General features: G+C 60.4%; 22 protein-coding genes. 12 read left to right on the forward strand and 10 right to left on the reverse strand.

Annotation, left to right across the window (positions count from 1 at the left end; all coding sequences use genetic code 11):
- Positions 1-14: 14 nt before the first annotated feature.
- Positions 15-1076: an LPS export ABC transporter permease LptG gene (lptG, locus tag ACQKEK_RS13790; protein WP_128118838.1), complete on the reverse strand. Its 1062-nt coding sequence runs from the start codon at positions 1074-1076 to the stop codon at positions 15-17.
- Complete coding sequence (gene lptF / locus ACQKEK_RS13795; protein WP_128118837.1) at positions 1069-2190, reverse strand: LPS export ABC transporter permease LptF; 1122 nt, start codon at positions 2188-2190, stop codon at positions 1069-1071. The genes lptG and lptF overlap by 8 nt, the downstream gene beginning before the upstream one ends.
- Positions 2191-2375: 185 nt before the next feature.
- Between lptF and ACQKEK_RS13800 the strand changes: the two genes are divergently transcribed.
- From ACQKEK_RS13800 to ACQKEK_RS13825, 6 genes are all read left to right on the forward strand, one after another.
- Positions 2376-3869: a leucyl aminopeptidase gene (locus ACQKEK_RS13800; RefSeq protein WP_499143175.1), complete on the forward strand. Its 1494-nt coding sequence runs from the start codon at positions 2376-2378 to the stop codon at positions 3867-3869.
- Positions 3870-3891: 22 nt separating this feature from the next.
- Positions 3892-4311, forward strand: coding sequence for a DNA polymerase III subunit chi (locus ACQKEK_RS13805; RefSeq protein WP_499143177.1), 420 nt, complete (start codon positions 3892-3894; stop codon positions 4309-4311).
- A 125-nt stretch (positions 4312-4436) separates the two neighbouring features.
- Entirely contained in the window at positions 4437-4802 is a 366-nt protein-coding gene (locus ACQKEK_RS13810) for a hypothetical protein (RefSeq protein WP_045425204.1), read from the forward strand.
- A gap of 158 nt (positions 4803-4960) precedes the next feature.
- Positions 4961-7795, forward strand: coding sequence for a valine--tRNA ligase (locus ACQKEK_RS13815; RefSeq protein ID WP_499143178.1), 2835 nt, complete (start codon positions 4961-4963; stop codon positions 7793-7795).
- 357 nt (positions 7796-8152) lie between these two features.
- Positions 8153-9535, forward strand: a complete 1383-nt coding sequence (gene nhaD / locus ACQKEK_RS13820; RefSeq protein WP_499143179.1) for a sodium:proton antiporter NhaD — start codon at positions 8153-8155, stop codon at positions 9533-9535.
- A gap of 71 nt (positions 9536-9606) precedes the next feature.
- Entirely contained in the window at positions 9607-9903 is a 297-nt protein-coding gene (locus ACQKEK_RS13825; RefSeq protein WP_499143181.1) for a winged helix-turn-helix domain-containing protein, read from the forward strand.
- A gap of 137 nt (positions 9904-10040) precedes the next feature.
- Here the strand turns inward: ACQKEK_RS13825 and ACQKEK_RS13830 are convergent, their stop codons facing one another.
- On the reverse strand, positions 10041-10502 hold the full coding sequence (locus ACQKEK_RS13830; RefSeq protein ID WP_499143182.1) for a bacteriohemerythrin: 462 nt from the start codon (positions 10500-10502) through the stop codon (positions 10041-10043).
- A 195-nt stretch (positions 10503-10697) separates the two neighbouring features.
- Here ACQKEK_RS13830 and ACQKEK_RS13835 point away from each other — a divergent pair, with 195 nt between their 5' ends.
- Both ACQKEK_RS13835 and rlmF read left to right on the forward strand, forming a co-directional pair.
- Positions 10698-11867: a YbfB/YjiJ family MFS transporter gene (locus tag ACQKEK_RS13835; protein WP_499143183.1), complete on the forward strand. Its 1170-nt coding sequence runs from the start codon at positions 10698-10700 to the stop codon at positions 11865-11867.
- A gap of 45 nt (positions 11868-11912) precedes the next feature.
- Complete coding sequence (rlmF, locus tag ACQKEK_RS13840; RefSeq protein WP_499143184.1) at positions 11913-12917, forward strand: 23S rRNA (adenine(1618)-N(6))-methyltransferase RlmF; 1005 nt, start codon at positions 11913-11915, stop codon at positions 12915-12917.
- Positions 12918-12951: 34 nt separating this feature from the next.
- Here rlmF and ACQKEK_RS13845 read toward each other — a convergent pair whose 3' ends face one another.
- Together ACQKEK_RS13845 and ACQKEK_RS13850 are read right to left on the reverse strand one after the other, a co-directional pair.
- Positions 12952-13143, reverse strand: coding sequence for a hypothetical protein (locus tag ACQKEK_RS13845; protein ID WP_045425197.1), 192 nt, complete (start codon positions 13141-13143; stop codon positions 12952-12954).
- 270 nt (positions 13144-13413) lie between these two features.
- Positions 13414-14625, reverse strand: a complete 1212-nt coding sequence (locus tag ACQKEK_RS13850) for an MFS transporter (protein WP_045425195.1) — start codon at positions 14623-14625, stop codon at positions 13414-13416.
- A 148-nt stretch (positions 14626-14773) separates the two neighbouring features.
- Here ACQKEK_RS13850 and yejK point away from each other — a divergent pair, with 148 nt between their 5' ends.
- Complete coding sequence (yejK, locus tag ACQKEK_RS13855; protein WP_241528933.1) at positions 14774-15781, forward strand: nucleoid-associated protein YejK; 1008 nt, start codon at positions 14774-14776, stop codon at positions 15779-15781.
- A 177-nt stretch (positions 15782-15958) separates the two neighbouring features.
- Positions 15959-16756, forward strand: a complete 798-nt coding sequence (locus tag ACQKEK_RS13860) for an undecaprenyl-diphosphate phosphatase (RefSeq protein ID WP_073302376.1) — start codon at positions 15959-15961, stop codon at positions 16754-16756.
- Positions 16757-16804: 48 nt separating this feature from the next.
- Here the strand turns inward: ACQKEK_RS13860 and ACQKEK_RS13865 are convergent, their stop codons facing one another.
- Together ACQKEK_RS13865 and ACQKEK_RS13870 are read right to left on the reverse strand one after the other, a co-directional pair.
- Positions 16805-17743 (reverse strand): glutathione S-transferase family protein, encoded by a 939-nt coding sequence (locus ACQKEK_RS13865; protein ID WP_499143186.1) that lies wholly within the window; start codon positions 17741-17743, stop codon positions 16805-16807.
- A 66-nt stretch (positions 17744-17809) separates the two neighbouring features.
- Positions 17810-18109 (reverse strand): GIY-YIG nuclease family protein, encoded by a 300-nt coding sequence (locus tag ACQKEK_RS13870; protein ID WP_046162479.1) that lies wholly within the window; start codon positions 18107-18109, stop codon positions 17810-17812.
- A 273-nt stretch (positions 18110-18382) separates the two neighbouring features.
- On the opposite strand from ACQKEK_RS13870, the gene mltF reads away from it, so the two are divergent.
- Positions 18383-19843 (forward strand): membrane-bound lytic murein transglycosylase MltF, encoded by a 1461-nt coding sequence (gene mltF / locus ACQKEK_RS13875; RefSeq protein ID WP_045431649.1) that lies wholly within the window; start codon positions 18383-18385, stop codon positions 19841-19843.
- 12 nt (positions 19844-19855) lie between these two features.
- Here the strand turns inward: mltF and ybaK are convergent, their stop codons facing one another.
- Together ybaK and metE are read right to left on the reverse strand one after the other, a co-directional pair.
- Complete coding sequence (gene ybaK / locus ACQKEK_RS13880) at positions 19856-20326, reverse strand: Cys-tRNA(Pro) deacylase (RefSeq protein ID WP_046162480.1); 471 nt, start codon at positions 20324-20326, stop codon at positions 19856-19858.
- 130 nt (positions 20327-20456) lie between these two features.
- Positions 20457-22757 carry a 5-methyltetrahydropteroyltriglutamate--homocysteine S-methyltransferase gene (gene metE / locus ACQKEK_RS13885; RefSeq protein ID WP_101153260.1) on the reverse strand — a complete coding sequence of 767 codons (2301 nt, stop codon included), beginning with the start codon at positions 22755-22757 and terminating at the stop codon, positions 20457-20459.
- Between the two features lie 387 nt (positions 22758-23144).
- On the opposite strand from metE, the gene metR reads away from it, so the two are divergent.
- A complete protein-coding gene (metR, locus tag ACQKEK_RS13890; RefSeq protein WP_499143188.1) occupies positions 23145-24071 on the forward strand; it encodes a transcriptional regulator MetR in 927 nt (308 codons plus the stop codon).
- 1 nt (position 24072) lies between these two features.
- On the opposite strand, the gene ACQKEK_RS13895 is transcribed toward metR, so the two are convergent.
- Positions 24073-25200 (reverse strand): GNAT family N-acetyltransferase, encoded by a 1128-nt coding sequence (locus ACQKEK_RS13895; RefSeq protein WP_499143190.1) that lies wholly within the window; start codon positions 25198-25200, stop codon positions 24073-24075.
- Positions 25201-25339 lie beyond the last annotated feature (139 nt).

The following is a 25339-nucleotide window of genomic DNA, read 5'->3' on the forward strand; positions in this document are numbered from 1 at the left end:
GCTGCGGATTCTAATCATCCCGCCCGCCGCAACAACCAGACACCTCCCAGCGCGCAGATGCCCGCCGGCACCGCCACCGCCAGCAGCGGCGAGAAGCCGAACACCTGGCTCGCCGGACCCAGCAGGTCCTGCAAAATGCGGAATACGAAACCAACAATGACACCGGTAAAGATGCGCTGGCCGAGCGTTACCGAGCGCAACGGCCCAAAGATAAACGAGATCGCCAGCAACACCAGCGCCACCGTTACCGCCGGCTGCAGCACCTTGCTCCAGAACGCCAACCAATAGCGGCCATTGTTCAACCCTTGCTCACCCAAGTAGTGGATATAGCGCCACAAACCCGTGATGGACAATGCATCTGGCTCCATCACAACAGTGCTGACCAGCTGGGGTGTCAACTGCACATCCCAGCTCTCCTGAGCGGTCTTTGTGACCTCGGTATGATCATCTCGAAAGTGCGTCGTCGCGACATCACTGAGTAGCCACTGATCACCGTCGTAACGGGCTCGGCGGGCGAAGCTTGCCGACAGCAGCTGCCGTTGCTCATCGAAACGGTAGCGGGTAACTCCGAGCAGCAAACCACTCGGCTGCACTGCATTGATATGCACAAATTCGTCACCCTGACGATGCCAGAGCCCGCGCTTGCTGCTTTGCGCCTCACCAGCGCCCTGTGCCGAGGAACGGCTGGCTTGTGCAATATTCTCGCTCCACGGCGATACATATTCACCGATCAGCACCCCTATCAGCAGCAGCAGCAGCATTGGCTTCATTACGGCCAACACGATTCGCCCCAAAGACACGCCTGCGGCGCGCATGATGGTCAGCTCGCTACTGCTCGCAAGCGTACCAAGGCCAATAAGGCAGCCAATCAACGCCGCCATAGGCAGCATCTCGTAGATCCGCGACGGCGTGGTCAGTAATACGTAAACGGCGGCGTTCAAGGTGCCGTAACCACCCTTCACATCACCCAACTCGTCAATGAAGGCGAACAACAAGGCCAGACCGACAATGATGCCGAGCACCGTCAGAATCGCCAGCAGAACATGGATGCCAATGTAGCGATCAAGCTTACGCATGGGCGGCCCTCGACAGGCTGCGGCGCTTGCTAATGGCAAGCCTCAGCGGTTCCCAGTACAACATCAACATCCCTATGGCAAAGAAGATTCCATGGACCCACCAGAGCCCCAAGGCCGGGGGTATTCGACCCTTGTCCAAAGCGCCACGTGCAGCGATGAGCAACGCGAGGTAAGCCATATACAGAAGGATTGCAGGTAGCAGCTTCAGAAAGCGCCCCTGGCGTGGATTGACCTTCGACAGCGGGACCGCGAGCAGTGTGACAATGAACACCAGTAGCGGCAAAGAAAGGCGCCACTGCAGTTCGGACTGCAAACGAATATCGTCGCTCCCAAGCAGATCGAGCGTCGGCATTGACTCACGCTCGCTCAGCTCGACACTGACCTCCGGCCTGGGCAACAGCACGCCATAGGTGTCGTACTGGATCGCCCGGTAGTTTGCCTGACCCGGATTGCCGTCGTAGCGATAGCCGTTTTCAAGAATGAGATAGCGGCTTCCGTCAGGTTGAATTTCCTGGCGTCCACGTTCGGCTACCAGCACGGAGAGCCCGCGCTTATCGCCAGTGGAGCTGGAAAGGTTGGTTTCGGAGATGAATACACCAGCCAACTCGGTGCGATCAGCAGTCAGCTCGCGGGTATAGGTCACGCGGGTACCGTCGCGCAGGGTCTGGAAGCGTCCCGGCACCAGCGTGTCGAACTCGGTCAGCGAGTCCTGCTCATTGAGGATGCGATCCACCTCAGCCACACCCTGCGGCGCCAGTCCGAGGCTCAACCAACCGACGAGGCCGGCAACCAGTGCAGCCGGTGCCAGGCTATAGCTCAGCAGGCGGCGCTGACTCATGCCGGTAGCCGAGAGAACAGTCATCTCACTGTCCAGGTAGAGCCTGCCGTAGGCCAGCAGAATGCCGAGAAACAGGCCCAGCGGCAGAATCAGCTGCAGGAACCCCGGCAGACGGAACCCCATGATCATTAGCAGCACACCCGGATCGAGCAGCCCCTGTGCGGCCTGCGCCAGATATTTGATGAAACGGCCGCTCATGATGATCACCAGCAGCACGGCGCTTACAGCGCTCAGGGTAACCAGCAGCTCACGGGACAGGTAACGAAAGACGATCAAACCGGACACTCCAGGGTTGTCAGGCTCCGGCGGCTACGCTCAAACTAGCCACCAAGCAGCCGGCCCGCCCGTAACAGGACGTTGGATTCACTCAGCATTTTCCAACGCCCCGGTAGACGAACCACCGGAAAACAAGCCCGGCATTATCATGCAAACCCGACTCTTTGTCTTGGGGACTCGACGCCATGGAATTCGTTGTAAAGAACACCAAAGCCGCTGCAGCCAAAACAGCCACCCTTGTTCTGCCTGTTGGCGAAGAGGGTCTGCTCGGCGCGACAGCCCAGACTGTGGACCAGGCCAGTGGAGGCGCCATAAGCGCGGTGCTCAAGCGCGGCGACCTGAAAGGGAAACCGGGACAGACCCTGCTGCTGCATAACTTGCCAAACCTCAAGGCGGATCGCGTCCTGTTGGTTGGCACCGGCAAGGATGACGAGCGCGACGGGCGCCAGTGGCGCAAGATCGCCGGCGCAGCACTCGGCGTACTCAAAGGTCTTGCTGGCAGCGATGCGACGTTCGCCCTGCAAGATGTCCAGGTCAAGGATCGTGACACCTATGCACGCGCTCGCATGCTGGTCGAAGTATTGGCCGATGGTCAGTACGTTTTTGACCAGTTCAAGAGCAAGAAGAACGACGAACCCAAGCTCGGCAAGATCACGCTATTAACTGACAAAGCGGATCAGGCACGCGTCGAGCAGGCTGCTCGCCATGCCGCAGCGATTGCCGCCGGCATGAGCTTCGCCCGCGATCTTGGCAACCTGCCGCCGAATATTTGCCATCCCAGCTATGTGGCCGAGCAGGCCAAGCAGCTCGGCAAAACCTTCAAAGGCCTGAAAGTCGAAATTCTGGACGAAAAGAAGCTGCGTGAACTTGGCGCTGGCTCGTTTCTCGCTGTATCCCAAGGCAGTGATCAACCCGGTTGCATCGTGGTCATGCAATACAACGGCGGCAAAAAAGGCGAACAGCCCTACGCCCTGGTCGGCAAAGGCATCACGTTCGACACAGGCGGCATCAGCCTCAAGCCCGGCCAGGGCATGGACGAAATGAAGTACGACATGTGCGGTGCTGCCAGCGTGCTCGGCACCTTCCGCGCCGCGTTGGAACTTCAGTTGCCGATCAATCTGGTTGGCTTGCTCGCCTGCGCAGAAAACATGCCGAGCGGCAACGCTACCCGCCCCGGCGACATCGTCACCACCATGAGCGGGCAGACCGTTGAGATCCTCAACACTGACGCCGAAGGTCGATTGGTGCTCTGCGATACCCTGACCTATGCCGAGCGTTTCAAGCCGCGCGCGGTAATTGATGTCGCCACCCTGACCGGTGCCTGCATCGTAGCGCTGGGCAGCAACACGTCCGGCCTGCTGGGCAACAACGACGAACTGCTGCAGCAAGTACTGGGCGCCGGCCAGAAAGCCGACGACCGCGCCTGGCAACTGCCATTGTTCGATGAGTATCAGGAACAGCTCGACAGCCCCTTCGCCGACATTGCCAATATCGGTGGCCCCAAGGCCGGCACCATCACCGCGGCCTGCTTCCTATCACGCTTTACCAAGGCCTACCCCTGGGCGCATCTGGACGTCGCTGGTACCGCATGGATCAGTGGCGGTAAGGAAAAAGGCGCGACGGGACGCCCGGTCCCCTTGCTGACCCAGTACCTGCTGGACCGAGCCGAGCAGGCATGAGCAAAGCGAGCGAATACCGGGCATGACTCGAATCGAGTTCTACGTGCTGCCGGACAGCCAGCCGGTGGGCCGTGTGAAAGCGGCCTGCCAGTTGGCAAGCAAAGGCTGGCAGCACGGCCTGTCAGTCTTTATTCGCTGTCAGGATATCCAGCAGTGCAGCGAACTGGACGAGCTGCTCTGGACGTTTCGTGCAGAGCGCTTCATTCCGCATGAGTTTCATGATGACGATCCACACGCACCCGTGGTGATTGGCACGGAACAGCCACCCGCTGCGGAACAAGGCCTGCTGATCAACCTCTCCCCTACGCTATCGCCGTACACTGACCAGTTCAGCCGGGTGATCGAAATCGTCAATCAGCAGGCTGAGCTACTGACCGTCTGCCGGGACAATTTTCGTCTCTATCGGCAGCGTGGCTATGATCCAAAGAGAGTCGAGCTGTAAGGCGTACTGGCCGAACGCGATGGAGCCGCCAAGTCAGCGCCGATCAGCAACGATAGTTGCTGGGCCAATGCCCGATCAGGACCACCCCTAACAAGCCTGGACGCTCAATTCCGGATGCCCCGTACATGACGCAATCGCGCCCCCCAAAAGCCCATCTTCTTGATGATCTGGAATCCATTCGTGCGCTGCTGGGTGACCAAGACCCGCCACTGCTGAGCGATACGCTGGACCCGGACAGCTTTCCCTTGCTTTCGGAAATCGTCGAACACCCACCCGCACCGGCCGCCGAACCTGAGGTCGAGCCGCGCGAACCTGCCGTGCGTACAGCTTTTAGGACGCTCGCCGAGCGTCATCTCGACCATGAATTGCGCAATGCTGCGCAACTCATTCTGCAGGAGGTCATCGACGACTATGTCCCGCAGATCGAAGCCGAGCTGCGCGTCCGTCTGGAAGCGCGCGCCGAGCAGCTGATCAAGTCCCATCGCTCCTGAGTTGCAGCCAACCGAGGCAAACGCCACGCCGGAATAGACAATTACGCGCGGCTCAGCTGTGCCGGCAGGACAAAAGCGGCATCGCAATCCTGCCGATCATCCACTTTGCCTTTATACTTGCCCGCTTTTCCGATCAGCCGTTCTAAGGGTCCCGCCGCATGGACAAGACCTACCAGCCGCACGCCATCGAAACCTCCTGGTACCAGACTTGGGAAACGAATAACTATTTCGCACCCCAAGGTTCAGGCGAGCCCTACACCATCATGATCCCGCCGCCGAACGTCACCGGCAGCCTGCATATGGGCCATGGGTTCAACAACGCCATCATGGATGCACTGATTCGCTTCCGGCGGATGCAGGGTCGCAACACCTTGTGGCAGCCGGGTACAGATCACGCCGGCATCGCCACTCAGATGGTAGTCGAGCGTCAGCTGAGCGCGCAGGGCGTCAACCGCCACGACCTGGGCCGCGAGAAGTTTCTCGACAAGGTCTGGGAGTGGAAGGAAGAGTCCGGCGGCAACATCACCCGTCAGATCCGCCGTCTGGGTTCCTCGGTGGACTGGTCGCGCGAACGCTTCACCATGGATGCGGGCCTGTCTAACGCCGTAAAGGAAGCCTTCGTGCGGCTGCATGAGGATGGCCTGATCTACCGTGGCAAGCGCCTGGTTAACTGGGACACCAAGCTGCACACCGCAATCTCCGATCTGGAAGTGGAAAACCACGACGAGAAAGGTCACCTCTGGCACCTGCGCTACCCGTTGGCCGATGGCTGCAAGACCGCCGACGGTCTGGATTACCTGGTGGTCGCCACGACTCGTCCGGAAACCATGCTGGGCGACGCCGCTATCGCCGTGCACCCAGAGGACGAGCGCTACAAGAGCCTGATCGGCCGCCACGTCATGCTGCCGCTGGTCAATCGTCTGATTCCAATCGTTGCCGACGATTACGTCGACCTCGAGTTCGGCACTGGCTGCGTGAAGATCACCCCGGCCCATGACTTCAATGACTACGAGGTCGGCAAGCGCCACCACCTGCCGCTGATCAATATCTTCGACCAGAACGCGTGCATCCTGGCTCGCGCCCAGGTGTTCAACATTGACGGTTCAGTGAACGACAAGGTCGACGCCAGCCTACCGGACGGCTACGCGCACATGGACCGTTTCGATGCACGCAAGGCTATCGTCGCCGAATTCGACGCCATGAGCCTGCTGGAAAAGATCGACGACCACGCATTAAAAGTGCCGCGCGGCGATCGCTCGGGCACCATCATCGAGCCGTGGCTGACCGACCAGTGGTACGTCTCCACCAAGCCGCTGGCCGAGAAAGCCATCGCGGCCGTGGAAAGCGGCGAGATTCAGTTCGTGCCCAAGCAGTACGAGAACATGTACTTCAGCTGGATGCGCGACATTCAGGACTGGTGCATCAGCCGTCAGCTCTGGTGGGGCCACCGCATTCCAGCCTGGTACGACGAAGCGGGCAACGTTTATGTCGGCCGTGACGAAGTGGAGGTGCGCAGCAAGTACAACCTCTGCAACAACGTCGAACTGCGTCAGGACGAGGACGTGCTGGACACCTGGTTCAGCTCCGGCCTGTGGACCTTCTCCACCCTCGGCTGGCCAGAGCAGACCGAATTCCTCAAGACCTTCCACCCCACTGACGTGCTAGTCACCGGCTTCGACATCATCTTCTTCTGGGTCGCCCGGATGATCATGTTGTCCACCCACCTGACCGGGCAAATCCCGTTCAAAACCGTGTACGTACACGGCCTGGTGCGTGATGGCCAAGGTCAGAAGATGTCCAAGTCCAAGGGCAACGTGCTAGACCCACTGGACATCGTCGACGGCATCACCCTCGACGAGCTGCTGACCAAGCGCACCAGCGGCATGATGCAGCCCAAGCTGGCGGAGAAGATCGCCAAGCAGACCCGCGCCGAGTTCCCCGAAGGCATCGCCAGCTATGGCACCGACGCCCTGCGCTTCACCTTCTGTTCACTCGCCTCCACCGGTCGCGACATCAAGTTCGACATGGGCCGCGTCGAGGGTTACCGCAACTTCTGCAACAAGATCTGGAACGCCGCCAACTTCGTTTTCGAGAACACCGAAGGCAAGGACACCGGCGCCAACGACGAGTCCGTCGAGCTGTCGTCGGTGGATCGCTGGATCATTTCTGCGCTGCAGCGCACCGAGGCCGAGGTGACTCGTCAGCTTGAGGCCTTCCGCTTCGACCTGGCAGCGCAGGCGCTCTACGAGTTCATCTGGGACGAGTACTGCGCCTGGTATCTGGAGCTGGTCAAGCCACTGTTATGGGACGAGACCGCCAGTGTCGAACGCCAGCGCGGCACTCGCCGCACCCTGGTGCGCGTACTGGAAACGGCACTGCGTCTGGCGCATCCATTCATGCCGTTCATCACCGAGGAAATCTGGCAGCGCGTCGCGCCGCTCGCAGGCAAATCCGGCCCGACCCTGATGCTGCAGCCGTGGCCAGAATTCAACCCGGAGCGCATCGACGAAGCCGCCGAAGGTGATATCGAGTGGGTCAAGGCCTTCATGCTGGGTGTCCGCCAGATCCGCGGCGAGATGAATATCTCAATGGCCAAACGCATCGACGTAGTGCTGGCCAACGCCTCGGCCGAAGACCAGCGTCGCCTCGCCGATAACGAGCCGCTACTGAAGAAACTGGCCAAGCTAGAAAGCGTCCGCGTCCTCACTCAAGGCGAAGAACCGCCGCTGTCAGCGACGGCGCTGGTGGGCGACATGCAGGTGCTGGTGCCCATGGCAGGCCTGATCGACAAGGACGCCGAACTTGCCCGCCTCGACAAGGAAATTGGCCGATTGGACGGCGAAGTGAAGCGGGTGGGCGGCAAGCTCGGCAATGCCGGCTTCGTCGACAAGGCGCCGGCCGAAGTCATCGACAAGGAGCGCGCCAAACTGGCCGAGGCCGAGCAGGCCAAAGCCCGGCTGGTCGAGCAGCGCGAGCGCATCGCCAGCCTGTAACGAAGCGAGAGGCCAGCACTTGATGTGCTGGCCTTTTTGCTTAGGCATCTGCTCTTGATTGATGACAAGTCGCCTTCAGTGCCGCTGATACACTATGCCGCACACGACAACAACGAATTGCAACTGACAGGCCTGAACCAACGCGGAAAGCTCCACGACATGAAGTAAGTCAGCAGCGAAGCAAGCCCAAGCAGTTTGCTTTACGCGCAGCCGTCCACGACGCAGGTATTACCTTCCGTATCACGGTTACTTAATTCTCTCGCACCGCAAGTCGCCCATTTTTTAAGCCTGTCAGCCCCGAGCCAGAACAATAATCCGAATGGCCCGGTACGGTTTTTAAAAAATGGAGCCCCTCCGATGTATGTACTCATGGCTGTTCTATTTGTTCTGGGCTATCTATGCATAGCCTTCGAGCATCCGCTAAAAATCGACAAGGCCGCCGCAGCGATTCTCACAGCAGTGCTGTGCTGGACCGCACTGATACTCGGCGCGGAATCCATCGTGCCGCTGTTGCCGTCAGCCGGCCATGACCTGGCGGATCCGTCAGCCTATGTAGTCGAATCACTGCGGCATCATCTGGGCGAAATCTCGGAGATCCTGTTCTTCCTGCTCGGCGCCATGACCATCGTCGAACTCATCGATTCGCACGAAGGTTTCAAGGTCATCACTGACCGTATCCAGACGCGAAAGCGCGTGCATCTACTGTGGATCATCGGCTTCCTAACCTTCTTCCTGTCCGCCGCACTGGACAACCTGACCACCACCATCGTCATGGTCTCGCTGCTGCGCAAACTGATCCGCGGCCGCCCAGAACGCTGGTTGTTCGTCGGCGTCGTGGTAATAGCTGCCAACGCTGGCGGCGCCTGGTCGCCGATTGGCGACGTCACGACGACCATGCTCTGGATCGGTAACCAGATCACCGCCTCTGGCGTGATCGTCGGGCTGTTTATCCCGAGCTTGGTCTGCCTGCTGGTCCCATTGTTGATTCTCAGTTTTAGCATGCGCGGCGAAGTGCCCCGCCCGGGCGCCCGAGCGCACCTGGCCGAAAGCAATCCGCCAGCCACGACGGCGTTCGAGCGCAATCTGGTATTGGCGCTAGGTATCGGCGCGCTGGTATTCGTGCCGGTCTTCAAGACCGTCACCCACTTGCCGCCGTATATGGGCATCCTGTTCGGACTCGGCGTGCTCTGGGTCACTACCGAATTTCTACATCGTCACAAAGAACACGATCACAAGCACCCGCTCTCGGTCGTGGGCGTTCTGCGCAAGGTCGATACTCCGAGCGTGCTGTTCTTCCTTGGCATCCTTCTGGCGGTTGCGGCGCTCGCTACAGCCGGTCACCTGACCCAGGTCGCTACGGCGCTGCGTGACACACTCGGACATATTTATCCGATCAACTACAGCATCGGCCTGCTGTCGGCGGTGGTGGACAACGTGCCATTGGTTGCCGGCTCGATGAAGATGTACCCCCTGGTAAGCCCTGAGACCCTTGATGCAGCGCCAGCCGCGGAAGCTGCGTGGCTGTCGCAGTTCGTGGTCGACGGCAACTTCTGGGAGATGCTGGCCTATTGCGCCGGGACGGGTGGCAGCACGCTCATCATTGGTTCAGCCGCAGGCGTAGCAGCCATGGGCATGGAAAAGATCAGCTTCACCTGGTACGTCAAGCGCGTCAGCCTGCTGGCTTTCCTTGGTTACACAGCCGGCGCCGTGACCTATATAGGCATGCTCGCACTGCGTTGATGCACTACCGTCTAGCTCGCTGAGCGCACGAAGCCGCTCAGCGAGCCTAGCCGTTAACGTTGGGAATCGTGATGACAGTCAGCAAAACCAAGAGCAGTTTCTATCGCCGTTTATATGTCGCCTGGATGATTGACAGCGGTGCAGCCACCAGCGTGCCTGCTCTGGTAGACGCGACCGGAATGCCGCGCCGGACGGCACAGGATACTTTGGCGGCCCTCGCCGATCTGGACATTGATTGCCGCTTCACTCAGGACGACGGCGAGCGGCATAACGCCGGCCATTACCAGATCCATGACTGGGGCGCGATTGACCGGCTGTGGATCGAGCGCAACCTGGCGCTTATCAAATCCGTTCTCGGCTATCCGTGAAGCCAATGCGCCGATAACGACAGGCCATCAGATCACCACCGGACAGAACGACATTTCGGTGCGTAACTGCAGGCCCGGTCACTGGCGTTCATCGCAGCCAAGCGAAACGGAGGCGCGGGTGCTGACGTCTGCCGCTATCACGAAAAAAAGCGCCGCTTGGCCCGTGCCAACCAACTGTCTTCAGCCTGGCCACCTGAAAGCGTTCGCAGGTTTTCAGTGACAGCGGATACATAGTTCCGGTCTTCATTCCGGATATGACCAAATAGCCAACGGCCCAGAAGCCCCTTTAGTTCGTCCGTGATGTCCTCGCCTTCAATAAAGCGCACGCGATAATCGTGAACGCGCTTGATAAAGACGTCGTGCACCCGCTTGTGGGCTTTGGTAAATACGTAGCCGGCCTCTTCGAGCATCGATTCCTCGAAGGCGAAGTGGGAAATCGTGTAATCGACCAGCTCATCGATCACCTGACCGACCTTTTGCGGTTGGTTTCCCTGTTGCGCCAGGTGCAGCTGATTGATCATGTCAACGATGCGCCGGTGCTGCCCATCGATGACTTCGATACCGGTATCAAGGTCGTTGCTCCATTCCAGAAATGTCATGTCGCCACCCAGCGGTTTGGTGAGACGCGGAGTCTAGGCAAGCAATGATGGGTTGCCATTGATATCGGTCAGCTCTCGCTGCACCGCTGGTTAATCGGGAGTGCGAAGCGAAATGCTTGTATCCGTCGGTAGCGTGGTTGTTTGCCGCAGGTGACGCTAAGCTGTGAGCCTTTTCGCTTGGTTGGTTCGTGCTCGATGCCTCAACGCCCCGCCCTGTTCCCGGTTCTGCTCGCTGGTGCCGCCTTGCTGCTGGTTGTCCATGGGCTGGGACGTTTTGTCTACACACCACTTCTTCCGTGGCTGGTAGAGGACGGCTTACTGACCGTACAACAGGGCGCGAGCATCGCCACCTGGAACTACTTGGGGTATTTGGTCGGCGCGCTGCTCGCCCTGCGCTGGCATCAGGTCACGCAGATACGTCGCAGCCTGCCGTGGGCACTGGTACTGCACGTCGTGACGACGCTGGCGCAGACCCAGGCCGAATCGGTGGAGGCCCTTTCGACGCTGCGCCTGCTCAATGGCATCAGCAACGGCCTGGTCTTTGTCCAGGCACCTTCGTTGATTCTCGAATGGTTAGCGCGTCATCGTCGCGTGTCGTCCAGCGGCCTCGTCTATCTCGGCGTCTGCGTGGGGCTGATCCTGTCCAGCTTCATGGTTAGCCTGAGCAACGGTGTACTGCAGGGCGCCGACCGCTGGTGGCCCGCAGCACTGCTATCTATCCCCCTAGCATGGTGGGGCTGGCGTCAGTTGGCGAACCTCGACATGCCGCCGGACGAGCCGCCCACAAAAACGACACAGCCTCCAAGCGGACGCCTGCTGGATCGTGCCAGCACTCCCCTGTTTCTCTCGTATGCCGGCGCCGGCATGGGCTATATCTTGCCGATGACGTTTCTGCCTATGGTTGCCCGGTTGCAGGTCGAACCGGGCGACTTGCTGGTGGAAAGCAGCTGGTTGGTGGTCGCAGTCGCCACCCTGCCTTCACCCTGGCTCTGGAATCGACTCGGCGCTCTGTTCGGCGACACACTGGCACTGCGCTTAAGCTATGTCGCGCAACTGGCCGGTGTCCTAGCTGCACTCTTGCTGCCCGGCGCGTGGGGGATTCTGTTATGTGCCGTACTGGTCGGCGGGACCTTTCTTGGCACCGTGTTGCTGACCCAACGCCTGGCCCGCGCCCTTCATCCGCACCAGGGACCGCGACTGTCAGCAGCACTGATTGCGCTCTACAGCCTGACCCAGCTGGCCGGCCCCTGGCTCACTGGCGTCTGGCTAGGCATGGGTGGCTCACTGCACAGCGCCTTCTGGCTCGGTGCCGGCGCGCTGATGTGGGGGCTGATCTGGATGCTGCTGGTGCCACGTCGAGCCTGAAAGCTGTGGGACAATACGGTCTTTTACCGCTAGCGACAGCCGAACATGACATCCAGACCAGCCACACCGCCATCGCACAAGGCCAAGCCCGCGGTCGAGAAGGCCGTGCTGCACCCACGGAACCGCCATACCGGGCGCTATAACTTTCCAGCGCTGATAGCGGGCAACCCCGAGTTGGCGAAGTTCGTCGTCATCAATCCCTATGGCAAGGAGAGCATCGATTTTGCCGACCCGGATGCGGTCCGCGTATTCAATCGCGCACTGCTCAAGCAGTTCTACGGAATCGCGCATTGGGATATACCGCCGGGTTACCTGTGCCCGCCGGTACCAGGCCGGGCCGACTATCTGCACGGTCTAGCCGACTTGCTGGCGGACGAAAATGCTGGAGAGATTCCGCGCGGCACAGGCATTCATGCGCTGGACGTTGGCACTGGCGCTAACTGCATCTATCCATTGATCGGTCTGCGCGAATACGGCTGGCGCTTCACGGGGTCGGATATCGACGCAACGGCGCTGGCGTCTGCCCGCACGATCATCACCGCCAATAAGCTGGGCAAGAGCATTGCACTGCGCCCGCAGCAGCAACCCCGCCACGTATTTGAAAACCTGGTTCAGGCCGACGACCGCTTCGACGTCACGCTTTGCAATCCGCCCTTCCATGCTTCCCAAGCAGAGGCCAGCAGTGGCAGCCAGCGCAAGTGGCGCAACCTTGGCAAGCTCGACCCCAAGCGCAAACTGCCCACCCTTAATTTCGGCGGTCAGGCGGCAGAACTCTGGTGTGAAGGCGGAGAGGCAGCATTCATTGCGCTGCTGGCGGAAGAAAGTCGCGGCATGAGCCAGCAGGTCTGCTGGTTCAGCACGCTGGTGTCGAAAGCAAGCAACTTACAGCCGCTACAGGCTCGGCTCAAGAAGCTCGGCGCCCAGCAGGTCCGCGTATGCGAAATGTCCCAGGGGCAAAAGCGCAGTCGCTTCGTGGCCTGGAGCTACCTCGATAACGAACAGCGCGCGAAGTGGCGTGCTGATCGCTGGTCGAACCGCCAGGCAGACTGATCGTTTCCGCCACGATCAGCTGACACATTTCACCTCAGACGGCAATATCCCAGCGTTGGCGATCTTTCAGGGCCAGCGTCTGGATATACCGAGGCTCCCCGTTGATTTCCTCCAGCTCGGTCATCCCGGCGAGTTCGCCGACAACGCGATAGCGCTTGCCGACGCGCTTGTCCTGTAACGGATAGAGCTGGGCGATCTGTTGGGCGAGTTCGGTAAGAGTGGACATGGTTCGGTAGCTCCAGATAACTGCATGCCGCAGCTTTTTACAGGCCTTAGGTTACGATTCAACGACAACCTTTTTTCGTCTCGCCTGTTGGAGCCACCCGTTGCGCAATTGATTCCCTACCAGAGGCAAAAACTACCCGAACGATTGATCAGCAGCTACCAACACCCAGCTGTAGCAGAGCCAGGCCGCCCTGCTGCCAGCCCCACCAAGCCGCAACCAAGAGCAGCGACGCCAACACGGCGCCGCCTGTCCATAACCAGGCGCGGCGCATCAGGCCGTACCTGCAGCCAAGCGCACGCGCTCGACGGGTTGCTCACGAATTGGCCAGTTGAGCGCAGCAGCCATCAGGCTCAGCGCGATGGAAATCTGCCAGACCAGGTCGTAACTGCCAGTCGTGTCATAGACCCACCCGCCCAGCCAGCCACCGAAGAACGAGCCGATCTGGTGGAACAGAAAAACGATGCCGCCCAACATCGACAGATTGCGCACGCCGAACAGCGTAGCGACCGTGCCATTGGTTAAAGGCACGGTGGACAGCCACAGCAAGCCCATGGCTATGCCGAAGGCATAGGCGGTCCAGAGCGTCAGCGGAGCAAAGAAGAACGCGCTGATCACAACCGCTCGGGCTAGATAAAGCGCGGTCAGCAATTTCGGCTTCGAATAACAACCGCCCAGCCAGCCCGCTGTGTAGGTACCGACGATGTTGAACAACCCGACCAGGGCCAGCACCGTCGTGCCGGCCATCGCGGGTAACTGCTTGTCGACTAGATATGCGGGCAGGTGTATGCCGATGAATACGACCTGAAACCCGCAGACGAAGAAACCCAGCGCCAGCAGGCGGAAGCCCGAGTGGCTGACCGCTTCACGCAGCGCCTCCATCAGCGTTTGCTGCGGGCCGGTCACTGGCGCTGCTGGCCCGCTGCGCAGCATCAACGCCAGCGGCATGATCAGCGCCACCAAGAGCCCCAGCGCCAGCAAGGCCGACGACCAGCCAAGCCAGCCGATCAGACCGAGCGTGCCGGGCAGCATGGCAAACTGACCGAACGACCCCGCTGCGCTGGCAATACCCATCGCCATGCTGCGTTTCTCGACCGGCACCGCGCGTCCGACTGCGCCAAGGATTACGGAAAACGATGTTCCGGAAAGCCCCAGCCCAATCAGCAGGCCTGCACTGAGGGACAACGACACCGGGGAATCCGCACCCGCCATCAGCAACAGGCCGACCGCATAAAGCACGCCACCGAGCAGCACCGCACGGGCCACACCGAAACGGTCCGCCAGCGCGCCGGTGACCGGCTGCGCCAGGCCCCAGATCAGATTCTGCAGGGCGATGGCAAAGGCAAAGGTTTCACGGCCCCAGCCGAATTCGGCGCTCATGGGTGGCAGGAAAAGGCCGAACCCGTGTCGGATTCCCAGGGAAAGAGCGAGGATCAAGGAGCCACCCAGCAGGATCCAGGTACTGTTGCGCCAAATCGCATTCATCACTGACACGCTTTGCAAAAATCGAGGGGATCCATCTTACTCGCAACCACCTCGTCATCCACCTCCCCCTTTTTACTCAGGCGAACGGCGAGCGGAGGGTTGCTCGGGTAAACTGCCGCCTGTCTGCCTTCTCGACGCGAGTATCTCCATGCCGATTCGCCACTGCATCGTTCACCTGATCGAAAAAAAGCCGGACGGCACACCTGCCGTTCTCCATGCCCGTGACTCGGAGCTGGGCGATTCCCAAGCCATTGAGAACCTGCTGGCCGATCTAAACGAAAGCTATAACGCCAAGCAGGGCAAAGCCTGGGGCTACTTTCATGACGAATCGGGCGCCTATCCCTTTAGCGGCTGGCTAACGCAGTACATGGACGGCAACCAGAATTTCACTGCATTCAGCCGGCAAGCCGTGGAACACCTGCAAAAGCTGATGGAGGAATCCAACCTTTCCACCGGCGGCCATGTGCTGTTCGCCCACTACCAGCAAGGCATGACCGATTACCTGGCGATCGCATTGCTGCACCACAGCAATGGCGTGACCGTTACCGACGCGCTGGATGTCGCCGAAGCCCGGCACCTGGACCTGGGTCAACTGCATTTGGCGACGCGGATCAATCTGTCTGAGTGGAAGAACAACAAGCAGTCCCGGCAGTACATTTCCTTCATCAAGGGGAAGAACGGCAAGAAGGTCTCGGAGTATTTCCGCGATTTCATCGGCTGCCAGGAAGGTGTCGACGGCCCCGGTGAAACGCGCACGCTGCTTAAAGCCTTCAGCGACTATGTCGAAAGCGAAGACCTGCCTGACGAAAAGGCACGCGAGAAGACCAGCGCGCTGGTGGGCTATGCCAGCAGTCAGGCCAAGATCGGCGAGCCCATGTCGCTGGAGGAGCTGTCCGGGGTCATCGACGAGGAGCGCCCACGCGCCTTCTACGATCACATCCGCAACAAGGACTACGGACTTTCGCCGGAGATTCCCGCTGACAAGCGCACCCTGAACCAGTTTCAGCGATTCACTGGCCGGGCCGAAGGACTGTCGATCAGCTTCGAATCACACCTGCTGGGCTCGAAAGTCGAATACGACGAAGCCCGCGACATGTTGATCATTCGCAACCTGCCAACGCAGCTGACCGATCAGCTCAAGCGGCGCAAAGGATAAGCCCTGAGCGGAGACGCCTGTACACGTCGCAGGCTCCTGAGGGTTGTCGGAAGCCGGAGCCAAGCACGCCGCTAGGAAAATCTGTCTCCTCGCTGGAATGAAACGGCCATCTGCCAGTCAGATGGCTGCTCATCGCTGCTGCAACCCTGTACGACCCGCTACGGCTAAGGATTCACAATGGATTGGCTGCACCTGATTATTCTGTCCCTGGTCCAGGGCATCACTGAATTTCTCCCGATTTCATCTTCCGCGCACCTGATCCTTCCTTCGCAAGTGCTTGGATGGCCCGACCAGGGCCAGGCATTCGACGTCGCGGTACACGTCGGCACCTTGCTCGCCGTATTGATCTGTTTCCGTCACGAGGTGATCGCGACCACCCGTGGCTGGCTTGCACACGTGTTCCGCCGACAGGTCAGCGCTGAAAGCCGTCTCGGCTGGGCGATCATCATCGGTACCTTGCCGGCGGGCATTATCGGCTTGCTGCTGGAGGACTACATCGAGCAGTACACCCGATCGATGCTGTTCATCGCGGCTACGACCATCATCTTCGGCCTGCTGCTGTGGTACGCGGACGTCAAGGGACGGCGTGTCGCCGAAATGGATCAGCTGACCTGGAAAAGCGCACTGATCATCGGCTTTGCCCAAGCGCTAGCGCTGATTCCCGGCACCTCGCGCTCGGGTATCACCATGACTGCGGCCCTGCTGCTCGGTTTCACCCGGCAGACCGCAGCACGCTTCTCCTTTCTACTGTCGATACCGCTGATCCTCGCTGCAGGCGGGTTGAAAGCGGTCGAGTTAGCCCAGTCAGGTGAAGCCGCGCCGTGGAATGACATTTTCATTGGCGCCGCACTGTCGTTCGTTGCGGCGTTTCTCTGCATCAAGCTGTTCCTCAAGGCGCTCGACGCCTTGGGTATGCTGCCCTTCGTGATTTATCGCTTGCTGCTGGGTGTGACGCTGCTATTCATCGCGCTCTGACGAGCGGCTTAAGAAGCCCGCGCAACGGGTTTGCGCGGGCCAGAAGCATCAACGGGCGTCGATGCGATAGCCGATGCGAGGGAAGTGCACATGGACGACGCCAGCACGCTCATCCTCACGTCGCAGAATCAGCTCTTCCACGCCAGCGAAGACCAGCTCACCTTCAACCGGATCGGTGCCGTAATCCACTGCGGATATCGTCACGGCCTGCCCCGCCTCGAATCCATTGGGCTCGGAGAACGGCTCATCGGGCAATTCCGCAGGCGTCGCGTCGCGAGCAATAGACACCGCCTCTTCCGCCGATAGCTCGGACAGCGAGCCATGCCCCACTGCCAGCACCTTGCCAAGCCAGGCCGCCACGTCCGGATAGGCTTCGACCAGCGGCGCCGTCACGGGTGTGCCTTTGAGGAACCAAAGGCAATGGGCGACAGCGAAGTCCGCCACGCAAGGTGCAGCACCAAGCAGAAACTCTCCACTACCACGCGCTAATTGCTGTTGCAGGCGCGCCATCAGGACCGGCCAGTGATTCTTCGCCTGTTCAAGCGGAATGCGGGCCACCGAGCCGCTGCTGAACAAGGCGGCGCGGTCCTTACTGAACACTTCGATGAACGCTTTAGGCACTTGGGCGAAACGCATGGCCATAGATTCCGGTTGAAACACCAGGCTCACGGCATGCAGGAACAGCACCGAGTCAGCCCACTGTGCCAGCGTCGCCGCGACGAACTCCTGCCCTTCGGGAAACAGCGCGGGCGTAGCTTTCTCGGCTTCGAGGCGACGCGCAATCAGTGCGGTATCGCAATAGATGTCGGCGCCGACCTGAAGCACCGGCGTACGCCGATAGCCGCCTGTCAGCGCCGTGAGATCAGGCTTGGGCATGACCGGAGGAATTTGCACCGAACGCCAGGACAGCTGCTTGAAACCCAGCATCAGTCGCGCTTTTTCGGCAAAGGGCGAGGTGGGATAGTGGTGCAGGATCACTTCGTGCATAGCAGGCTCCGCCAGTCGTTAGGTAGAACGGCAGCTTACCCGCGCGAACGGAGGCAGCCTACCCGTTCAGCTGATTGCCTGGACATTCACCGGGCCACTGCCGGACTGCACCGAAACCAGCGCCTCCTTGGCCGACTTTTTCATTTGCTTGATGGCGCGCTCACGCCGCAACGCGTCGCCCTTGCTGCCAAGCGTCTCGACATAGACCAGTGCCACCGCCGGGCTGGAATGGAAGAACCGCGCCCCTCGCCCACTCTGGTGAGCGGCAAAGCGGCGCTGTGCATCGTCACTGATCCCGCAATAAAGCGAGCCGTTGGCGGCGCGTACGAGATAGACGAACCAGGGTTTGCTAGCAACGGTGCTCATGTAGCAGGCTCTCGAGAAGATGGTTGGATTTTCCCGGGCCGCGCCTGCCAGGGCAAGGCTGCTCTTGCCAACCAAAAAGCCGAACGTGTGCAGCGTGGTCTCGAATCCGTCGCGTTTGAACGCTTCCGCAATGTTCCGACACAGTTGTCGTCAGCGAGCGACCGGCAGCCAAGCCGGGGGTGGCAATGGCTGCAAGGCTCGCCGTTTCGCCTAGCAAAGTCCGTCGATCCTGTCGAGATATGGTGGCGGTTCGCCTTTGCGTATACTGCGCCGATGTTTGCCCAAACTGCATTCCGCACTCGCTGCACCTCCTGGTTGCTGGCGGCCGGACTCTTCCTGATGCTCAGCAGCTGCGCTGAACCGCCCAGCGCACTCGAGCGAATTAAGGAGGAAGGCGTTCTGCGCGTGATCACCCGCAACAGCCCTTCCACCTATTTCCAGGATCGCAACGGCGAAGCCGGCTTCGAGTATGAGCTGGTCAAGCGCTTCGCCAGCCATCTCGGCGTCAAGCTGCAGATCGAGACCGCCGACAGCATCGAAGAAATCTTCACCCGCCTGAATCGTCCTGGCGGTCCAACCTTGGCGGCGGCCGGCCTAGTAGCAAGCGAAGGACGCAAGGACTTGGCGCGCTTCACCCAGCCCTACCTGGATGTCACCACTCAGGTCGTCTATCGCCGGGGTCAGCGGCGCCCTACCCAACCCGAAGACCTGGTCGGTAAACGCATTCTGGTGCTCAAGGGCAGCAGCCAAGCCGAGAAACTCAAGGCGCTACAGAGCGAATTTCCGGATCTTCGCTATGAGGAATCGGATGCGGTTGAGGTGGTCGATTTGCTGCGCATGGTCGATGAGGGCCAGGTAGATCTGACGTTGGTCGAGTCCAATGAGCTGGCGCTGAATCAGGTCTACTTCACCAATGCACGAGCGGCATTCGATCTCGGTGAGCAAAGCAGCCTGGCATGGATCGTTGGCAAGGGCGAAGACAACAGCGTGCTCGAAGCGGCCAACCAGTTCCTCACCCAGGCGCAGGAGAACGGAACACTGCAGCGCCTGAGAGAACGTTACTACGGTCACGTCGACGTGCTCGGCTACGTTGGCGCCTATGCCTTTGCCAAGCACCTGCAGCAACGTCTGCCGCGCTATGAAAAGGTATTCCGCGAGACGGCCAAGGAACACGGCGTCGACTGGCGTCTGCTTGCCGCCATCGGTTATCAGGAATCCCACTGGCAGCCCGAAGCGACCTCGAAAACCGGCGTGCGGGGGCTGATGATGCTGACCCTCAATACCGCCAAGGCCATGGGCGTGAACAATCGTCTCGACCCCGTCCAAAGCATTCGCGGCGGTGGAAAATACATCGCCAAGGTGCATGCCAACCTGCCGGACAGCATTGAGGAGCCGGACCGTACCTGGTTCGCCCTAGCCGCCTACAACGTCGGTGGCGGCCACTTGGAAGATGCGCGCAAACTGGCCGAAAGCGAGGGCCTGAACCCGAACAAGTGGCTGGACGTGAAACAGATGTTGCCAAGGCTGGCGCAGAAGCAGTGGTATACCAAGACGCGCTACGGATACGCACGCGGAGGCGAGCCGGTGCATTTCGTGGCCAACATTCGCCGCTATTACGACATCCTCACCTGGGTGACTCAGCCGCAAATGGAAGGCCAGCAACTGGTGAACAACGAGATACACGTTCCCGGCATAAACTCCACCGAACTCGGTGAAATTCTTCCGCCGCTCTGATCCTTCCGGCCCTCAGGCTCTTCCGATGGGGGCGAAGCTGCCTGCGGTATGCTCGGCCAGCACCTCAGCCGCCAACTCCACCTCCAGCCCTCGCCGCCCGGCGCTGACATAGATGCTCGGTTGCGCCTGCGCCGACACGTCAATAAACGTGCGTAGCCGCTTCTTCTGCCCCAGCGGACTGATGCCACCGACCAGATAGCCGGTCGCGCGTTGCGCCGCCATGGGATCGGCCATGTCGACCTTCTTCACCTTGCCCGCCTGCGCCAGCGCCTTGAGATCAAGCGAACCAGCAACCGGCACGACAGCCACCAGAAGCTCATTTTTTTCGCTGCAGGCGAGTAGTGTTTTGAACACTCTCGCCGGTTCGAGGCCGAGCTTCTCAGCGGCTTCGAGACCATAGGATGCCGATTTAGGATCGTGTTCGTAGCTGTGGATGCGGTAGTCGGCCTTGGCCTTTTTCAGCAGATCGATAGCGGGCGTCATGGCGAAAAGAATCGTCGAGGAAAGGTCGCTACATTAGCCAAAAACACAACGGCCCGCACAATGTGCGGGCCGTTGCTGTTGCGTCGCGGCCGGGTCGACAGATCGGCCCGCCACGCCAGCAGACAACCGGTCAGGCAACCTTGGTCCGGTACGCCACCCGCAACTGGCGGGCGGCAGCGACCATGTTGACCAGAGCCGCCTCGGTTTCCGACCAGCCGCGGGTTTTCAGGCCGCAATCCGGGTTGACCCAGAGCCGCTCGGCCGGGATTCGCTCGGCGGCCTTCTGCAGCAGCTGAACCATTTCAGCCGTGTCTGGGACGCGCGGCGAATGGATGTCGTAGACGCCGGGACCGATGTCGTTGGGATAGTCAAAGACGCGGAACGCTTCCAACAGCTCCATTTGCGAGCGGGAGGTCTCGATGGTGATGACGTCAGCATCCATCGCGGCGATCGCCTCGATCACATCGTTGAATTCGCTGTAGCACATGTGCGTGTGGATCTGCGTTTCGTCGCGCACACCGCTGGAGCACAGACGGAACGCATCGACCGCCCAATCGAGATAGTGCCCCCACTGGGCGCGCCGCAACGGCAGACCTTCGCGGAATGCCGCTTCGTCGATCTGGACGATTTTGATGCCCGCCGCTTCGAGATCACAGACCTCGTCCCGGATCGCTAGCGCCAGCTGCCGCGCCTGTTGCTCACCGCTGACATCCTCGCGAGTAAACGACCACATCAACATGGTTACCGGGCCGGTTAGCATGCCCTTCATGACCTTACTGGTCTGCTGCTGCGCATAGCGAATCCACTCCACCGTCATCGCAGCCGGGCGGCTAAGATCACCGTAGATCACCGCCGGTTTCACGCAACGCGAGCCATAGCTCTGCACCCAACCGAAGCGGGTAAAGGCATAACCGTCGAGCTGTTCGGCGAAATACTCGACCATGTCGTTACGCTCGGCCTCACCGTGTACCAACACATCCAGACCCAACTGCTCCTGTACGGCAATTGCGTGACGAATCTCGGCGTGCATCGCCTCGGTGTAGTCGGTCAGCGCCAGCTTGCCCTGTTTGAATGCCTGACGCGCCAAACGGATCGCCGGAGTCTGCGGGAACGAGCCGATGGTGGTCGTCGGGAATGCCGGCAGATCCAGCCGAGCGCGCTGCTTCTCGATGCGGCTTTCGAAAGCGGATTGCCGCTGGCTGTGCCTGGGTTTGATCGCAGCCAACCGCGCCTGCACGGCAGGCTTGTGGATCCGTGGAGACTCGACACGGCTCGCCTGAACATCGCGGCTTTGTTGTAACGCGGCCTGTACTTGGGCAGCGTCCGGTTGATTGACCGCTCGCGTCAGCACGGCAACCTCCGCGCATTTCTGCACGGCAAATGCCAGCCAGCTACGCAGCTCAGCATCCAATTGGTCCTCCCGCGCAAGGTCTACCGGTGCGTGCAGCAACGAACAGGACGGCGCCACCCAGAGTCGCTCGCCCAACCGCTCGGCAGCGTGACGAAGCACATTCAAGGCTTTATCCAGATCGCACCGCCAGACGTTTCGTCCGTTGACGATGCCCAGAGAGAGGATTTTGTATGCCGGCAGTCGATCAAGGATGACCGGGTACTGATCCGGTGCACGCACCAGGTCGATATGCAGGCCATCGACCGGCAACGCTGCGGCCAAGCCAAGGTTGTCTTCCAATCCGCCAAAATAGGTTGCGACCAGCTTCTTCAATGGCGCGCGCTGCAACAGGTTGTAGGCTCGCTCGTAGGCGTTCCTCCAATCTTGCGGCAAGTCGAGCACCAGGATCGGCTCATCGATCTGCACCCACTCCACTCCCTGCGCGGCGAGCCGCTCCAGCACTTCCCCGTAGACCGGAAGCAGTCGATCGAGCAGCTCCAGCTTGTCGAACGCTTCCCCCTTGGCCTTCCCCAGCCAGAGATAAGTCAACGGCCCGATCAGCACCGGCTTGACCGCGTGGCCAAGGGCCCTGGCCTCTTCCACTTCCTCGAACAACTGCGTCCACGACAGCTCAAAGGACTGATCAACGCTGAATTCGGGGACCAGGTAGTGATAGTTGGTATCAAACCATTTAGTCATTTCCTGCGCTTGCCCACCACCGCAGCACTGGTGAGTTACGCCACGCGCCATGGCGAACAACGTCTCCAGAGTCGGCTGACCGTCGGCCGGACGAAAGCGCTCAGGCACAACGCCAAACATCAGCGAATGGGTCAGCACCTGGTCATACCAGGCGAAATCGCCCGCAGGCAGCAGTTCAATGCCAGCATCTGCCTGCAGCTGCCAATGGGCCGCGCGCAATTCCCTACCGACCCGACGCAGCTCGGCCTCGCTGAGGTCACCCTTCCAGTACGCTTCGAGCGCCTTTTTCAATTCTCGGTCGGCACCAATACGTGGGAAGCCCAGGGAATGCGCAACTGCCATGACAATCTCCAATTCGTTCGTTTTCGATGAGCGAATTGTGACGGCCCGCGATAAATGAAACAAACTCACGCAACTCTAGATCATCTTTAGATATATTCATGTCCTACCTGCTACGCCTCTGTCCAACTGGACATTGAGACGCGATAAGCAGTCGCTACGCGCCGTCTCACTCCCAGCTGGAAGCTGCTGGTTGTTGAATGGCTCTGTCAGCACCCGATGCATGCTCATTGCCCTGCGAAGATTCATTCGAGATGTCGACAATGATCGGCGCGCTGGGACACACTTCGCCGCCGCGATGAGGATTGCTCAGGTCACCGTGCTTTGGTTGATCTGGCGTCCTCTCCGAAACCTAGGTCTCGCCAACGAAAACAGCAGGAAGTCCCCAGCATGCTGGAAATCCGCCACCTGAAAACTCTTCATGCACTGCGCGAAACCGACAGCCTAGTGGAGGCCGCCGAGCGGCTGCATCTGACCCAGTCAGCACTGTCCCATCAGTTCAAGGAACTGGAAGAACGCTTGGGCCTGCAGCTGTTCGTGCGCAAGACGCGTCCTGTGCGTTTCACCAGTGCGGGTTTGCGCCTGTTGCAATTGGCCGACAGCTTGCTGCCACAGCTGCGCAGTGCCGAGCGCGACCTGGCCCGACTGGCAGGCGGCACCGCGGGCCGTTTGCATATGGCGATCGAGTGTCACAGCTGCTTTCAGTGGCTGATGCCGACCATCGATCAGTTCCGCGATGCCTGGCCGGAAGTCGAGCTGGACCTGGCTTCGGGGTTTTCCTTCGCGCCGCTGCCGGCCCTGGCGCGCGGTGATCTGGATCTCGTGGTGACGTCCGACCCGATCGAGCTGCCGGGCATCACCTATGTGCCGCTGTTTACCTACGAAGCGCTGCTCGCCGTCGCCAACCAGCACGCCTTGGCATGCCGCCCGTTCGTACGCGCCGAAGACCTGGCCAGCGAAACCCTGATCACCTATCCGGTGGAACATGATCGACTGGACATCTTCACGCGCTTCCTGGAGCCGGCCGACGTCGAACCGGCTCAGGTTCGCACCTCGGAGCTCACCGTGATGATGATGCAGCTGGTGGCCTCCGGTCGCGGCGTGTGCTGCGTGCCCAACTGGGCGCTGCATGAATACAGCGCTCGCGGTTACGTCACCGCCAAACGACTCGGCGAGAAAGGCCTGTTTGCCACACTCTATGCCGGCATCCGCGCTGACATGCTGGACTCGCCATTCATGCGCGATTTCCTGCTGACCGCCAAGGACACCTCGTTCTCGACGCTCGAAGGGGTCAGCGCTGCGCCGAAGACGAAATAGCTCATTCCTGCCGATATGGCAGCGCATCGCGCGCGGCCTCGGCATAGCGCATCACGCCCAGACGCTCCTGCTGTAGGAAGTCGCTGACCGCAGCACGCAGCCCTGGATGCTCCAGGTAGTGCCAGGAACGCGTGATCACCGGCTCGAAGCCGCGTATCAGCTTGTGCTCGCCCTGTGCTCCGGCATCGAAGCGTGACAGACCGGCGGCAATCGCCTGATCGATACCCTGGTAAAAGCAGGTTTCGAAATGCAGGCGGTCGAAGTCGGCAAGGCTGCCCCAATAGCGACCATACAGCTCACCAGCACCCATCAGGCTGAACGCCATGGCCACCGGCCGGCCGCTCTGGCAGGCAAGCACCACCCGGATCGCCTCGGGCATCCGCTCGGCCAGCAGGCTGAAGAAGCTGCGAGTCAGATACGGCGCCTGGCCGCGCACATGATAGGTATTGGCGTAACAGGCATAGACGAAATCCCATTCCTGTTCGCTGACCTGGTGACCTTCGCGCCACTCGAACTCGATCCCCTGCCCCGCCACCTGCTCGCGCTCCTTGCGCAGCTGCTTACGCTTGCGCGAAGTGAGGCCGCCCAGGAAATCCTGAAAGTCTCGGTAGCCGCGGTTGTGCCAGTGAAACTGGCAGCCGATGCGCTCCAACCAGCCATCACGGCCCTGGAAAATCGCATCGGCGTCCGGCTCGGTAAAGTTCACGTGCAGGCTCGAATAGCCCCTTTCGGCCAAGCCGGCGGTGAGCTGGTCGAGCAATTGGCCCGCCGCCTCGCGGTCACCCAACAGGCGCGCGCCGGTCACTGGCGAGAACGGCACCGCGCAGAGCAGTTTGGGGTAGTACTCGATACCCGCACGGTGGCAGGCGTCAGCCCAGGCCCAATCGAATACATACTCACCGCTGGAGTTGGTCTTGCTGTACAGCGGCAAGGCCGCAATCGCTCCCCGCTGGTCGTCGCTCAGCACTTGATGCTGTGCACGCCAGCCCCTGCGCGCATCGACGCTGCCGCTGTCTTCCAGCGAAGACAGAAAGGCGTGCCGGAGAAAGGGCTGCGGGTGTTCGCCGAGCAGCGCGTCCCAGCGAGAGGAGTCGTAGTCGGCGAGGTGGGAAAGCGTCTGTATGGGCATATGCCTAGTCTGGCGGCTAAGCAACCGGAACTGAAGCAGTTGTTGGTCGAGGTACGACCGCGGGGCTCTTTACGGCAATCAAAGCTATAGCAAGAAGAAGATCTCACCCCTTCACCGTCATCAAATCGTCGTCAAATTA

Source organism: Pseudomonas sp. NPDC077408 (genome assembly GCF_050269105.1).
In the GTDB taxonomy this organism is placed as follows: domain Bacteria; phylum Pseudomonadota; class Gammaproteobacteria; order Pseudomonadales; family Pseudomonadaceae; genus Stutzerimonas.